A 13,801-nucleotide genomic window follows, 5' to 3' on the forward strand; every position below is an offset into this window, starting at 1 on the left:
GCGCACCTTGGGGCACTTTACTTCGGCGTCACTCCGAGAATCGGCGCCAACTGGGTAGCGATCGGATTGAGATTCAACTTGTCAGGATCGACCTTCGGTGTGAAGTCCCACGGTTGAATCGTGCCGGGATCCGCGTAGATAACCCGATTGGCACTGCGAACGCCCGTCTCGCTGCCCAACGGAACCTCACACGACGCCGCGGTGTTCAACGGGAAATCCTGCTGCGTGTCGTCGAAGTTGGGATCCTGACGCTTCATGTCAGCGAGAATCGCCATGGTGCCTTCGTATCCGACGGTGCACGACAGCGGGTTGTTCGTCTCCAACACCAGCCCTTGATGCACGGTTCCGTCACCAGGAGCCACCGTCGGCGCGGCCGCAGCCAGGCCGGGGAGGAAGATCAGGAACGGTTGCAACGCAATGGCCCGGGGTGCCAGCGTTTGGGTGAACGACGCCAGGTTGGTCAGGTCGGTTGTCAGTGCCGGCCCGGTCTCGTTGACAAGTGCCCCGATCTGCTCGCTGGCCGGGATGCCGTTGTCGATCAGACGCCTGATATCGGGATCGCTGGTCCGTAGTTGTGCGGCAATGACGTCGAGGTCGGCGCTGAACTGCTTGATGGACGACGATTGGTCCGACTGGGTCGTGAGCACCGTCTGGCTGTCCCGGATCAATCCGAGCGTCTGAGGCAAGGTGTCGAGGCCGGACTGGGAGAGTCCGGACAACGAGTCGGCCAGAACCTGAATGTCCTCACCCTTGCCGTTGAAGGCTGCACCGAGCTCGACTGCGACGGTGTGCAGGGCGTCAACGGGCACGGAATGGACCAGACCATTGGCACTGGTCAACACTTCTTCAACCGGAACGGGCGTCGCGGTGTCCCCCACTGCGATCACCGAACCGTCCTCGAGGAACGGGCCCTGATCGGTATCGGGGACCAGATCGACGAACTGTTCGCCGATTGCCGAACGGTTGGCCACGACGGCCCTCGTCGACGCCGGGATCTGCGGGGCATTGTTGTCGATCTTCAGATCAACTTCGATCCCGTCCTCCGTCAACGACAAGTCGCCGACCCGCCCCACCGGCACACCGCGATATGTCACTTCGGCATTGGTGAAGATGCCGCCTGACGTCTGCAGTTCCGTCTTGACCGTGTACTGCCCGAAACCCAGGAGATTGTCGAGGCGAACGTACTTGCCGCCCACATAGACGAGCCCGAGGAGCGCCACCAACACGAAGCCGACGAGCTGCCATCTGACCAGAGCCGATCTCATTGTCCACCACCGATTCCGAACTGATCCAGCATTCCCTGGATGGGGTTGAGCGGGGCGCCGACTGTAGGTGCTACCGGCAACTGCGGCAGGATCGGAGCGATCGGGAGCAGTGACACTGTGGGCCACCCCGGCCGTGGGCCGTTTCCGTTGTAATACGGATTGGACGGATCCACCACCGGCTTGGGATCACCGAACTTTGGCTGGCGATACTCGGGATCTCCCTGCCCGACACCAAGTCCGGAGAGTGTGTTACCGATTTGCAGGTCGACAGCCAGAAACAGATTCACCGATCCACCCTGAGCGATCTTCTCCACTCCGTCCGGGAACGGGAAGGTCGGCAGGAAAGGTAGGGCACCCACGAAGTCGTCACCCGAATCCGCCAAGGCCTGCAACGTCGGCCGCAAAGCCTGAAGATCCGCGATCAGATCGTCCTTGGACTGTGTCAAGACGTCGGTTCCCACTGTTCCGAGGCGGTCCACCTGCGCGAGCATCTGCGTCAACTGCGGTCGCTGCTCGTTGAGCACCGCAGTTGCCACCGGGAGTTCGTCGAGAATCTTGGCGATCTTGTCGTTCTGCTCGTTGACTCGACTGGACAACACGTCGAGACCGTCGAGCGCGCGAGTAATGTCCTCACGCTGTTCGTTCAGGCCACCGATCAGAGCATTTGCCTGTTCCAGAAGACTTCTCGTCTTTCCTTCACGTCCGTCGAATGCCGCGCCGAGTTCCTTGACGATGGGCTGCAACTGGCCGACACCGCCGCCGTTGAGCAGCAGTGACAATGCACCGAGAACCTGTTCGATCTCGGTGGCGTGCCGCGTGCGATCCAACGGAATCAGGTCACCGTCTGCCAGCTTCGCGGTGGTGTCCGCTCCACTCGGTGGAGCCGACAGCTGAATGAACTTCTCGCCGAGCAAGTTGGTCTGTTCCACGGCCGCAACCGCGTTGGCCGGCAAGTCCACCGACGAATCCAGGATGATCCCCACATCGGCGGTCCATCCGTCCGGACCCACCCCGATCTTCTCTACCCGACCGACCGGAACTCCGTCCACCTTGACCGCGGACTGCGGAACAAGATCGAGGACGTCGTCGAATTGAATGGTCAGGTTCATGGGATTCGAACCGACGTCAGGACCGCCCGGAAGCGGTACGGCATAGATCCCCTCCGATGAGCAAGCACTCGCACCGAGCAGGACTACAAGCCCAGCTCCGGCAATCACTGTGCGCTTCACTCGCCCTCCCCGCTGCTCAGTCGCGGTGACACGACACCGGGAACAGTGCCGGGAACTACCTGCATCTGACGCTCCGGACCGGCCAGGATGCCGAACGGAAGATTCATGTTCTTGGCCTGGTCGGCCGCATCTGTCATGGCTGCCACCGCCACACACTGATCAATGGCGGGCTGCATCTGCCGTCCCAACTCTTCGAATTGAGGATTACCCGGAACGAGTTTGCCGAGATCCATCAACTTGCACATCACCTCAGCCGGGTTCTGCAAGTCCGGGAAGGCCAGACGTGAAGCGAGAACACCGGATTCGGCGTCGTACGAATTCACGAGATTCGAAATGGCGAGCGGCAACATGGTCAAGGTGTTGGCAAGCCCTTCCTTGTTGTTCGCCAACGTCTGTGTCGGCGCAATCAGGCCTTCCGCCGTGGTCGCCAACTGATCACGGTTGTCTGCCACGAACTTCGCGACATCACCGAGAGCGAAGGACAACTGATTCAGAGCGGCACCGAGATCGTCGCGTTCACCGGCCAGAAATCCCGTGAGGTCGGACAACTGAGTGTTGAACTGACGCACCTGTTGATCGTTGGTCGCCAACGCTCCGACAAACGTGTTGAGATTCTTGATGGTGACCGCGATGTTGTCACGCGAGTCGTTCAACGTACGAGCCGCATCGGACAACTGGGTGATGCTCTCCCCCAACGCGGCACCGTTTCCGTCGAGGTTCGCGGCACCGGTCTCGACGAACTTGGACAGCGCACCGTCCTTGTTGGCACCTTCCGGTCCGAGCGCCGACGCAAGGTCGTTGATGCTCGCGTACAACTGATCAACCTCGACCGGGGTGGCGGTGCGCTCGATCGGAATCACCGAACCGCTGGTCATCTTGTTGCCGCCGGTGAACACCGGAGTCAACTGAATGTAGCGGTCCGCCACCACTGACGGAGTCACCTGTGCTGCATTGGCATCCGCCGGTATGTCGATTCCGCGATCCACCCGGAGGTCGACCTTGACCTGATCACCCTGCGGCTGCACCGAGGTGACAGTGCCGACCTTTACGCCCAGAACCCGGACGTCGGAACCGTCGTAGATACCGATGGACTTGTCGAAGTACGCCGTGATCGTTGTCGTGCCCGCGCGGGTGAACACCCACCACAGGGCGCCACCGACCACCATCACGCCGACCAACGCTGCGGCAACGATCGCCAGAGTTCGCTTCTTGGAGCCACTTTCGGCTTCAGTGATATCAGCCATCAGTTACCTCCCAACGTGCGAATCGGATCACGAGGGCCCGGAATCAGAGGCAGACCAGGAGGAAGAAGGTTGACAACAACCTGGTCGAACCAACGGCCGTTGCCGACCACGTTGGCGTACAGGCGAATAAAGGGTTCGTAGAGCTTCAGAGCCTTGTCCAAGTTCTCGTTGTTGGCTTCCAGGATGTCGATGACACCGTTGAGTTGCGTCAACGCCGGCCCGATTGCCGCTTCGTTGTCGCGAACCAATCCGGTGAGTTGCTGTGACACCCGCTGAGTTCCGGTGAGCAACTGGGAGATCGCCTGCTGGCGGTTGTTCAACTCCTGCACCAGCAGAGCGCCGTCGCTGATCAGTTGCGTGAACTCTTTGTTCCGGTCCGCCAAGATCTGCGACGTCTTCCCCGTTGCCTCGAACAGTTTCTGCAGGTCCTGATCGCGGCTCGCAATTGTCTGCGACAACCGGCTCACACCGTCGAGCGATGCCCGGACGTCATCCGGCGTCTCGGAGAAAGCCTCCGACAACGTCTCCATACTCTGCGCCAACTGGTCTGTGTCGATGTCACCGACAGTGTCGGCGGCCGACGAGAAAGCCTCGACGACGTCGTACGGAGCCGTCGTGCGCTCCAACGGAATTCGGTCCTTCGGGTTCAGATTTTCAGTACCACGCGGATCCAGCGCCAAGTACTTCTGCCCCAGAATCGTCTTGATCTGGATGGACGCCGACGTCTGATCGCCGACCCACGCATCCTTGACCTTGAAGTCGACCAGAACGCGGTCACCGTCGAGATCGACTGATGTCACCTTGCCGACCTTCACACCCGCGATGCGGACCTCGTTACCTGGCTTGAGCCCCGCAGCTTCCGAGAATTCTGCCGCGTACGAAGAACCTGCCCCGACAAAGGGGAGCGAATCCATGAAGAAGGCGGACACCGTTGCGAGAAGCACCACGACGATACCTATGGCGCCGGCCATTGCCGGACTACGACGCTTTTTCATCGGCCCTGCAACTCCTTCATTCCGTCTTGAGTGCATCGCTTGGCCGCGTTGGTGTAGATCGGCATATTGACAGTCGGCAACCCGGTCGGCAGGTTCAGCGAAGCCGACTGGCCGGGACCTGCAACGATGTCAATTCCGCACAGGTAGAACTGGAACCACGAACCGTAGCTTGCGACCCTGGCCAACTTGTCGAGCTTGACGGGCAAGGTCTCGAGCACTGCATTCACATCGTCGCTACGACGGTTCAGCGTTGTCGCCAGTGTGTCCAGTGCCGTGATCGATCCCTGGATCGACGGTCGCGTCGGCTCCAGCAGGTCCGCTGTTGCATCCGTCAGTCCGGCAAGCGAGGTGACTGCAGAGCCGACAACTCCGCGTTCGTTTGCAAGTCCGGTGACCAGCTGCTGTGTGTTGACGATGAGCGAATCGAGATTCTTGTCGTTCGCGTTCACCGTCGACAGCACTTCGTTGAGGTTCTTGATCACCGCACCGATGACAATGTCCTTGTCCGCCACGGTGTTTGTCAGGCTCGCGGTGTTGCGGACGAGTTCGCTGATGGTTCCCGATTCACCTTGGAAAACCTGGATGATCTGGTACGACAGCTTGTTGACGTCGTCGGCGCTCAGCGTCGTGAACAACGGCTTGAAACCGTTGAACAGCGTCGTGAGGTTGACGGCCGGTCGGGTCTGCTCGAGAGGGAGTGTTTCGCCTGCGGTCAGCTTCTTGCCCTGGCTGCCTTCACCCTGAGACAGCGAGATGTAACGCTGACCGACCAGGTTCCGGAAGCGGATCGTGGCAATGGAACTGGCCGGCAACCAATCTCGATCGGAAACCGAGAACTGCACTTCGGCCTGGTTGTCGTTGACGATGGCGATCTTCTCGACCTGGCCGACCCGCACGCCGGCAATCCGAACCTCGTCGCCCTCGTTCAGCGAGGTGACGTCGGAAAACACGGCATTGAACTTGGTTCCGCCGCCTCCTCCGAGGTTTGCGATACTCGCCGCCAGCAAGCCTGTTGCCAGGATCGTGACGACCACAAAAATGATGAGCTTGGTCAGCGGTGCTGCAAGACCTCTCATTGGAAGCTCACCTCCGCACCGGTGAAAGCGGGAGCGCTGACCATGGTGGTCCAGGACGGAACATTCTCCGGTGCAACACCATTAGCCTGGCCGTAGATGACCTTCAACGTATCCTCTTCGAGTTGCGAACCCGCATATCCGGCTTGCTGCACCGGACCTGTGGTGTTGGTCGAGAACATCTGCGGTCCCGAACCTTCCGGAGCCGGCAGGAACTGCAGTGTTTCCGGACCGCCGTTGCGTGAGGGAACCTGATAAGAGCCGTCGCCGTACGAACCGCCGGGATACTGCGGGAACGGTCGACCGGGCTCGGTGACATTGTCGTAGCAAACCGGTCCGCGATTGTCGACCAGTCGGGGCTCGTCCTGGTTGGGGATGTAGCGCCCCTTCGGATTCACAATCTGAATGTTCGCGCGGACACCGGGGTTGGGCGCATCCACGGACAAGATCTTGGCAGCCTCCGGCGCAGTGTCGGAGAAACCCTTGAAGGTGCATCCGAACGTCGGCGAGTACTGCGCGAGCAGTTGCAGTGCCTCGCGGGAGTCTGCGGCAAAGGTGATGATCGACTGCGCGTTCGTCTCGAGGAACGCCGCAGTGGTCGACGACGTCGCCGTCAGCGAAGCCAACAGAGTGTTGACCTGTTTCTGCTTCTCCACCACGGTGTTTCCGGTGGTGCGCAGAGTGTCGAGAGCGTTCACCAGATCCGGCGCGGCCTCCGAATAAGTCTGCGAGAAGTCGGCGAACTTGCGCAGATCCTCCTGCAGAGCCGGAAGTTCCGTGTTGACCTCACGGAAAATTTCCTCGAGGCGGTCCACCGTGAATCCCAGCTCAGCTCCGCGACCGGTCAAGCCTTGTGCCAGCGAGCCCAGGGTGTTCGCCAGATCCTGCGGCGGTATGGCCTGCAGCAACGGGAGCAACCCGTCCAAGACCTCGCCGACCTCGATCGCATTGCCGCTCTTGTCCTGATGGAGCACAGTGCCGGCCGATATAGGCGGAGCCGTTGTCCCTTCCGGGATGATCAGCGACACGTACCGCTCACCGAACAGTGTCTTCGGAAGCAAACGAGCCGTCGCGTCGGAGGGAATCAACTCGGCCTTGTCCGGCTCGATCGCGAGGACCGACGTGACGACGCCATCGGTCGTCGACGCGGATCGCACCTCACCGACCAACATTCCACGAACCTTGACATCCGCGTTGGGAGGTAACGCATTTCCGACGGAATCGGACAGGAGATCGACCTTCACCACGTCTGTAAACGTCTTGTTGAACGCACCGATCGTGAAAGTGAGGAACAGTGCCAACACAACGAAGAACACAATTCCCAGCACACGACGGCGCAGAACAGACGGAGCCTCGATCATCCGGCCACCCTCACTGTTGTCGTAGTTCCCCAAATTGCGAGGCTGAGGAAGAAGTCCAGCACTGCGATAGTCACGATTGCCGCACGAACGGCGCGCCCGACGGCCACACCGACGCCGGCCGGTCCACCCGAAGCGTGAAATCCGTAGTAGCAGTGGATCAGAATCAGAACGAACGCGAAGACCAGAACCTTGGCAAACGAATACAGCACGTCCTGCGGTGGCAGGAACAAGTTGAAGTAGTGGTCGTAAGACCCCGTCGACTGGCCGTTGAACACCGTGCTGATTACGCGCGAGGCCAGATAGGCGGCAAGCAAACCGACGATATAGAGCGGGATGACGGCGACAAAGCCGGCGATCATGCGAGTCGTCACCAGGAAGGGAACCGACGGAACCGCCATCACCTCGAGTGCGTCGATCTCCTCGGAGATACGCATAGCTCCGAGTTGTGCGGTGAAACCACACCCGACGGTCGCCGAAAGGGCTAGCGCGGCAACGATCGGCGCGATCTCACGGGTATTGACGTACGCAGACAGGAAGCCGGTCAGGACCGAGCTGCCCAACTGTTCCAGCGCCGCGAACCCCTGCAATCCCACGACGACGCCGGTGAACCCGGACATCATCGCGATGACGCCGATAGTTCCACCGATGACGGCCAACGCTCCACTGCCGAAGGTCACTTCAGCCAGCAGGCGCAGTGTTTCCTTGCGGTAGCGGTGCAGTGTGCGCGGTGTCCAGGCGATGGCCCGCGCGTAGAACGACATCTGCTCTCCCGCGCGATCAAGCACGTTGAGCGGCATTCTGGCTACTTTGCGGCTTTTCAGCAGAAACTGATCGCCGCGGCCTCGTGCGATGGTCATGTAGGTCAGGATCCCTTCGCCGGCACGATCTGGAGGTACACCATCGTCAGAATCAGATTGGCGAAGAACAACAACAGGAACGTGATGACAACGGCCTGGTTAACCGCCTCGCCAACACCTTTGGGTCCACCCGACGGGTGCAGCCCCTTGTAGGCGGAGATGACTCCGGCAATGACACCGAACACCGCAGCCTTGATCTCACCGCTCCAGATATCCGGAAGCTGCGCAAACGCCGAGAACGATGCGATGTACGCACCGGGGTTACCGCCCTGCAGGATCACATTGAAGAAGTAGCCACCCGCGATACCGACTACGGAAACCAATCCGTTCAGCAGCACGGCAATGAGCACCATCGCCAGCACTCGCGGAACCACAAGTCGCTGAATGGGATTGATGCCGAGGACTTCCATGGCGTCGATCTCTTCGCGGATTGTCCGCGAACCCAGGTCGGCGGTGACCGCCGACCCGGCCGCACCAGCAACCAGCAAGGCGGTCACCAGTGGACTGCCCTGCTGAATCACCGCGAGAACACTCGCTGCGCCGGTGAACGATTCAGCACCCAACTGCTTGATCAGCGAACCGGTCTGCAGCGAAACGACAGCACCGAACGGAATCGCGACAAGCGCCGTCGGCAAAATCGTGACGCTGGCGATGAACCAGGCCTGCTCGATGAACTCGCGAAACTGAAACGGCCGTCTGAACGTGTTCTTCACGACGTCGACAAATAGCTCGACGATGTTGCCGGCCTGAGTCAGTGCCCCGTGTACAGGACTCAGAACCGAGTTGCGGGTACCCGCCATTCGTTATGCCTACCCTTGTCCGTGAGTTGTGTTTCCGTACGGATCACCCTCATAAGCTGGAATTACCTGTGTGTCCTGCGAACTGCCGTCCCACTCCCCCTGGTACTCATTGGCGTCCGCGTAAGCGTGGTCGAACTGACCGGCCTCCTCGTTGAGGCTGTCCTGGATTGCCGCCTGCGCGTTCACCGGCAGCGTGTGCATGATCTGGCGGACGCGTTCCTGACGACGACGAACAGCCTGGCGCTCGGGATTGCCCGGCGTGGCTTTCATCTGCGGCACAATGCCTTCCACGCCATCGACACCACCAGCATGGTGACCGGCATCCACGAGCGCCTGCTCGTGCGCCATCTGAGCCTCGTCCTTCTCCTCCGACATACCGATCGGACCGATCATCGTGCCGTTCAAGAACTGCTTGACCACCGGCTCATCCGACGTCAGCAACACCTCACGCGGACCGAACATCACCAGCTGCCGACGGAACAACATCCCGATATTGTCCGGAACCGTCCGAGCAAGATTGATGTTGTGCGAAACGATCAAAATCGTGGCATCGGACTGCGCATTGATGTCGATCAACGTCTGACTGATGTACGTCGTACGCACCGGATCGAGACCCGAGTCCGGCTCGTCCACCAAGATGATCTCCGGATCCAGAACCAACGCCCGAGCCAGGCCGGCGCGCTTACGCATACCACCGGAAATCTCACCCGGAAGTTTGTCCTCGGCCCCGACCAGACCCGTCAGATCGAGCTTCTCCATCACGATCTTGCGGATATCGGATTCCGACTTCTTCGTATGCTCACGCAACGGAAACGCAATATTGTCGTACAAATTCATCGAACCGAACAACGCACCGTCCTGAAACAGCACACCGAACAACTTGCGGATCTCGTAGAGCTCCTTCGACGAACACTGCAAAATATCGGTGCCGTCGATCACGATGGAACCCTGCTCGGGGCGAAGCAAACCGATCAACGACTTCAAGAACACCGACTTGCCGGTACCAGACGGCCCCAGCAACGCGCTGACCTCACCGGCCGGAAGCGTCAACGACACGTCCTGCCAAATCCTCTGCGACCCGAAAGACTTAGTCAGTCCGTCTACCGCTACCTCTACTCCCACCACTACCTCCGCGCAGTCCGATGCATCCACCCGATGTGGGTTGGGTCACTCTATCGCATGGAAGTGTTACCCGTGACTGCGAATACTACTAACGAGTAAGTAAGAAGCACAAACTAACACGCACCCTGAATCGGACACGTTTCCGACCTGCAGCGATCCGGACATTCTCCCCGGATCCACCACACAAAAAAGAGGGCCACTTCCCGTAGGAAGTGACCCTCTTTTGGACTACTCGGAGTGAGCAGCGGAGAAACCGTCTTACTTGACGGAGATCTTCGCGCCGGCGCCTTCGAGCTTTTCCTTTGCAGCTTCAGCTGCTTCCTTCGAAACCTTCTCCAGGATTGCCTTCGGAGCGCTCTCGACGAGATCCTTGGCTTCCTTCAGGCCGAGGCCGGAAACGACCTCACGGACGACCTTGATGACCTGGATCTTCTTGTCGCCAGCCGACTCGAGGACGACGTCGAACTCGTCCTGCTCTTCAGCAGCTTCTGCGCCGGCAGCCGGTGCGCCTGCAGCGGCGACGGCGACGGGAGCAGCAGCGGTGACCTCGAAGGTCTCCTCGAATGCCTTAACGAACTCCGAGAGCTCGAGGAGGGTGAGCTCCTTGAACTGGTCCAACAACTCTTCGGTGCTGAGCTTCGCCATTGTGGCGGTCCTTCCTGTAAGTCCCATGTCGCTGATCCGCGACCGGGCGGGGTTATAGCAGTGATGCGCGGGTGCGGATCAGCTTTCGGCTTCAGCCTCGGCCGGAGCCTCGGTAGCAGCCTCTGCGGCAGCGGCCGGAGCTTCTGCAGCTCCGCCTTCTGCGGCCTTCTTCTCCTGCAGTGCAGCGGCCAAACGGGCCATCTGCGAAGCGGGAGCATTGAACAGGCCTGCGGCCTTTGCCAAGTTGCCCTTCATCGCGCCGGCGAGCTTAGCCAACAGGATTTCGCGGGATTCGAGATCCGCGATCTTGTTGACCTCGTCCACGGACAGCGCAGCGCCGTCCATGTAGCCGCCCTTGATGATGAGCGCCTTGTTTTCCTTTGCGAAGTTCTTCAGTGCCTTCGCAGCGTCGACCGGTTCGCCCTTGATGAATGCAATGGCGGTCGGTCCGACGAACAGGTCATCAAGGCCCTCGATGCCAGCCTCAGCGGCGGCACGCTTAACCAGGGTGTTCTTGGCGACGGAGTAGGTGGCACCTTCTCCGAGAGCGCGTCGCAGTGTCGTGATGTTGCCCACTGACAGACCACGGTATTCCGTGACCACAGCAGCGGTCGAACCCTTGAACTGCTCGGTGATTTCCGCAACTGCGGAAACCTTCTCAGGCTTTGCCATACTTCGCCTCCTCTCGTGACAGTCGTTATCCCACTTCGGAACCGCCGCGGCTCACCAGGAGAACCTGACAAGCCACAAGTCGTAGACATGCAAAACGCCCCGGCGCAGGGCGCACGGGGCGTACAGAGGAGACAAACGGAAGCGAAAAGAACCACCACAGAATGCATTCCCCCTTACCTCGTCCTCCTGCGTGGGTCGCCGGACACTTCCGGACTTTCAACTGCACTCATCGCTAAGCGCAATAACCAACGGTCTTGGGTAGAACATGATTTTGGGGTGAAGTTCATATCCAGCACTGAACTCCGCGTTGAAGACTACCCGACAGCTCTCCGGAAATCCAAATCGGCGTCGTCGGGCGCCCGCTTCTTCACGCCCCTGCTTCTTCACGCACCTGCTTCTTCACGCACCTATGGCCCTGGCGATCTTGTGTTCGATCTCCGCCCGAGCTCGGTCCGGCAATACAAGCAGTCCATCGAGTTCCTTGTGGGCCTTCCGGTACGCGCTCTGACGTTCCTGTGGCGTCGCGCCCTCGTCCATGGCCAGTCGCAGCAGACGCTGCGCTCGTACCAGACGCTCTTGTTCGACGAGGGTGAAGCCGCTGCGTCTACGGCGCTTGGCTTCCGCTTCCGCGATTTCGAAGGCGATCGCGTAAGCGTGCACCGACTCGCGGTATTCGGTTTGTGCCTGCTGGTTTCCGATCATCGTCTCGGGATTACCTGGTCGAAGTAGATCGGCACGATATTTGGCTCGATGAAAATCGGCCGTCAACGGCTCGCGCATGTCCGTCATCATCGGAGTGTCGAGCAGCGTGACCGGGTCGAGCTCGTACGAGAACCATCTGGCGTCGACCTCGTCGTGCTGCTCGACGGCTTTCGCCAGCTCGCGACGCTGCGTCTCCTCATCGGTGTGATGTTGCGCCTTGGCTTGCGCGATGGCGACCTTGGTCTGCTGTTTGAGCCGGAAACGCTCTTGCCGGCGCTCGATCCGCCTTTCGTTGGCAACCGCGACACCTTTCAGCGCCCCACCGATGGTGCCGCCGAAAACGAACAGCACCCACCAGAAATTTCCGAGGACCTGGAACGCTTCGTGCATACACCCGATGATGCCACTGCTGGGCCGGATGCTACTGCTGGACCGGATACCACTGCTGGACCGGATACCACCGGGGCAGCGAGGCAGACCTGCCCACAACAGACAAGAAGGCCGGTAGGGAGTGATCCCTACCGGCCTTCGTGTTCGTATGCGAATTGCTTACGCGTCTGCAGCATCCTCGAGGAGGTTGCGGGTACGGTTCGGATCCACCGGGATGCCCGGACCGGTGGTGGTCGAAACCGTGATCTTCTTCACGTAGCGACCCTTGGCCGACGAGGGCTTCGCACGCAGGATCTCGTCCAGCGCTGCGCCGTAGTTCTCCACCAGCTTCTCATCGTCGAACGATGCCTTGCCGATGACGAAGTGCAGGTTGGCCTGCTTGTCGACGCGGAAGTTGATCTTTCCGCCCTTGATGTCGTTGACAGCCTTCGTGACATCCGCGGTAACGGTGCCCGTCTTGGGGTTCGGCATCAGGCCACGGGGTCCGAGGACACGGGCGATGCGGCCGACCTTGGCCATCTGATCAGGAGTCGCGATTGCGGCGTCGAAATCGACCCATCCACCCTGGATGCGCTCGATCAGGTCTTCTGCACCGACTACGTCAGCGCCTGCAGCCTCAGCTTCTGCTGCCTTCTCGCCAACGGCGAACACGATGACGCGAGCGGTCTTACCGGTGCCGTGGGGCAGGTTGACCGTTCCGCGGACCATCTGGTCTGCCTTACGGGGGTCGACGCCCAGACGAACTGCAACCTCAACGGTTGCATCCATCTTGGTGGACGACGTCTCCTTGGCGAGCTTTGCAGCCTGAAGCGGGCTGTAGAGCTTGTCTGCGTCGATCTTCTCAGCGGCGGCGAGGTACGCCTTGCTGCGCTTTGCCATTTCTTCTGTCCTTACTTATCACTGCAGAGAGTTACTTGATGCAGTGGTGAATGGTTCAGTTGTGGTCAGGGCCTGGCCGGCCCTCCCACGTGATGCTGTGGAGCTGGCTGAATCAGCCCTGGACCGTGATGCCCATGGAACGAGCGGTGCCGGCGATGATCTTCGCGGCCTGCTCGATGTCATTGGCATTGAGGTCTTCAGCCTTGGTCTTCGCGATTTCGCGCACCTGATCCATGGTCACCGAGGCAACCTTGGTCTTGTGCGGTTCGCCGGAGCCCTTGGCTACGCCGGCTGCCTTGAGGAGCAGCTTGGCAGCGGGAGGGGTCTTCAGCTTGAAATCGAAGGTCCGGTCTTCGTAGACCGAGATCTCGACCGGCACAACGTTGCCGCGCTGGGACTCAGTCGCCGCGTTGTAGGCCTTGCAGAACTCCATGATGTTCACGCCATGCTGACCGAGCGCAGGACCCACGGGAGGTGCAGGGTTAGCCTGACCTGCCTGGATCTGCAGCTTGATGAGCCCGGCGAGCTTCTTCTTCTTTGGGGGCATCTCTAGTTCCTAGTTTCTAG

14 protein-coding genes are annotated in these 13,801 nt (G+C 60.2%); all 14 read right to left on the reverse strand.

Features of this window, described 5'->3' with window-relative positions; genetic code table 11:
- Positions 1-17 precede the first annotated feature (17 nt).
- Positions 18-1,265 (reverse strand): MCE family protein, encoded by a 1,248-nt coding sequence (locus FFI94_RS21780; RefSeq protein ID WP_138869640.1) that lies wholly within the window; start codon positions 1,263-1,265, stop codon positions 18-20.
- The gene (locus tag FFI94_RS21785; protein ID WP_138869641.1) at positions 1,262-2,494 is read right to left on the reverse strand and encodes an MCE family protein; all 1,233 of its coding nucleotides are present in this window, start codon (positions 2,492-2,494) and stop codon (positions 1,262-1,264) included. The genes FFI94_RS21780 and FFI94_RS21785 overlap by 4 nt, the downstream gene beginning before the upstream one ends.
- Complete coding sequence (locus FFI94_RS21790) at positions 2,491-3,738, reverse strand: MCE family protein (protein WP_138869642.1); 1,248 nt, start codon at positions 3,736-3,738, stop codon at positions 2,491-2,493. Before FFI94_RS21790 ends, FFI94_RS21785 begins: the two co-directional genes overlap by 4 nt.
- Positions 3,738-4,733, reverse strand: a complete 996-nt coding sequence (locus tag FFI94_RS21795) for an MCE family protein (RefSeq protein WP_138869643.1) — start codon at positions 4,731-4,733, stop codon at positions 3,738-3,740. Before FFI94_RS21795 ends, FFI94_RS21790 begins: the two co-directional genes overlap by 1 nt.
- Positions 4,730-5,809, reverse strand: a complete 1,080-nt coding sequence (locus FFI94_RS21800; protein ID WP_138869644.1) for an MCE family protein — start codon at positions 5,807-5,809, stop codon at positions 4,730-4,732. The genes FFI94_RS21795 and FFI94_RS21800 overlap by 4 nt, the downstream gene beginning before the upstream one ends.
- Positions 5,806-7,167 (reverse strand): MCE family protein, encoded by a 1,362-nt coding sequence (locus FFI94_RS21805; protein WP_138873335.1) that lies wholly within the window; start codon positions 7,165-7,167, stop codon positions 5,806-5,808. Before FFI94_RS21805 ends, FFI94_RS21800 begins: the two co-directional genes overlap by 4 nt.
- A complete protein-coding gene (locus FFI94_RS21810; protein ID WP_033236461.1) occupies positions 7,164-8,024 on the reverse strand; it encodes an ABC transporter permease in 861 nt (286 codons plus the stop codon). Before FFI94_RS21810 ends, FFI94_RS21805 begins: the two co-directional genes overlap by 4 nt.
- A gap of 5 nt (positions 8,025-8,029) precedes the next feature.
- Positions 8,030-8,824, reverse strand: coding sequence for an ABC transporter permease (locus tag FFI94_RS21815; protein WP_138869645.1), 795 nt, complete (start codon positions 8,822-8,824; stop codon positions 8,030-8,032).
- 9 nt (positions 8,825-8,833) lie between these two features.
- Complete coding sequence (locus FFI94_RS21820) at positions 8,834-9,949, reverse strand: ABC transporter ATP-binding protein (RefSeq protein ID WP_313905579.1); 1,116 nt, start codon at positions 9,947-9,949, stop codon at positions 8,834-8,836.
- 255 nt (positions 9,950-10,204) lie between these two features.
- Positions 10,205-10,591: a 50S ribosomal protein L7/L12 gene (rplL, locus tag FFI94_RS21825; protein ID WP_033236464.1), complete on the reverse strand. Its 387-nt coding sequence runs from the start codon at positions 10,589-10,591 to the stop codon at positions 10,205-10,207.
- Between the two features lie 78 nt (positions 10,592-10,669).
- Positions 10,670-11,263: a 50S ribosomal protein L10 gene (gene rplJ / locus FFI94_RS21830; RefSeq protein ID WP_138869647.1), complete on the reverse strand. Its 594-nt coding sequence runs from the start codon at positions 11,261-11,263 to the stop codon at positions 10,670-10,672.
- Between the two features lie 399 nt (positions 11,264-11,662).
- Positions 11,663-12,355 (reverse strand): hypothetical protein, encoded by a 693-nt coding sequence (locus FFI94_RS21835; RefSeq protein ID WP_138869648.1) that lies wholly within the window; start codon positions 12,353-12,355, stop codon positions 11,663-11,665.
- Positions 12,356-12,514: 159 nt separating this feature from the next.
- Entirely contained in the window at positions 12,515-13,234 is a 720-nt protein-coding gene (rplA, locus tag FFI94_RS21840) for a 50S ribosomal protein L1 (RefSeq protein ID WP_003941982.1), read from the reverse strand.
- 112 nt (positions 13,235-13,346) lie between these two features.
- Positions 13,347-13,781, reverse strand: a complete 435-nt coding sequence (rplK, locus tag FFI94_RS21845; protein WP_003941896.1) for a 50S ribosomal protein L11 — start codon at positions 13,779-13,781, stop codon at positions 13,347-13,349.
- Positions 13,782-13,801 lie beyond the last annotated feature (20 nt).

It is taken from the genome of Rhodococcus sp. KBS0724 (genome assembly GCF_005938745.2).
Classification (GTDB): domain Bacteria; phylum Actinomycetota; class Actinomycetes; order Mycobacteriales; family Mycobacteriaceae; genus Rhodococcus_F.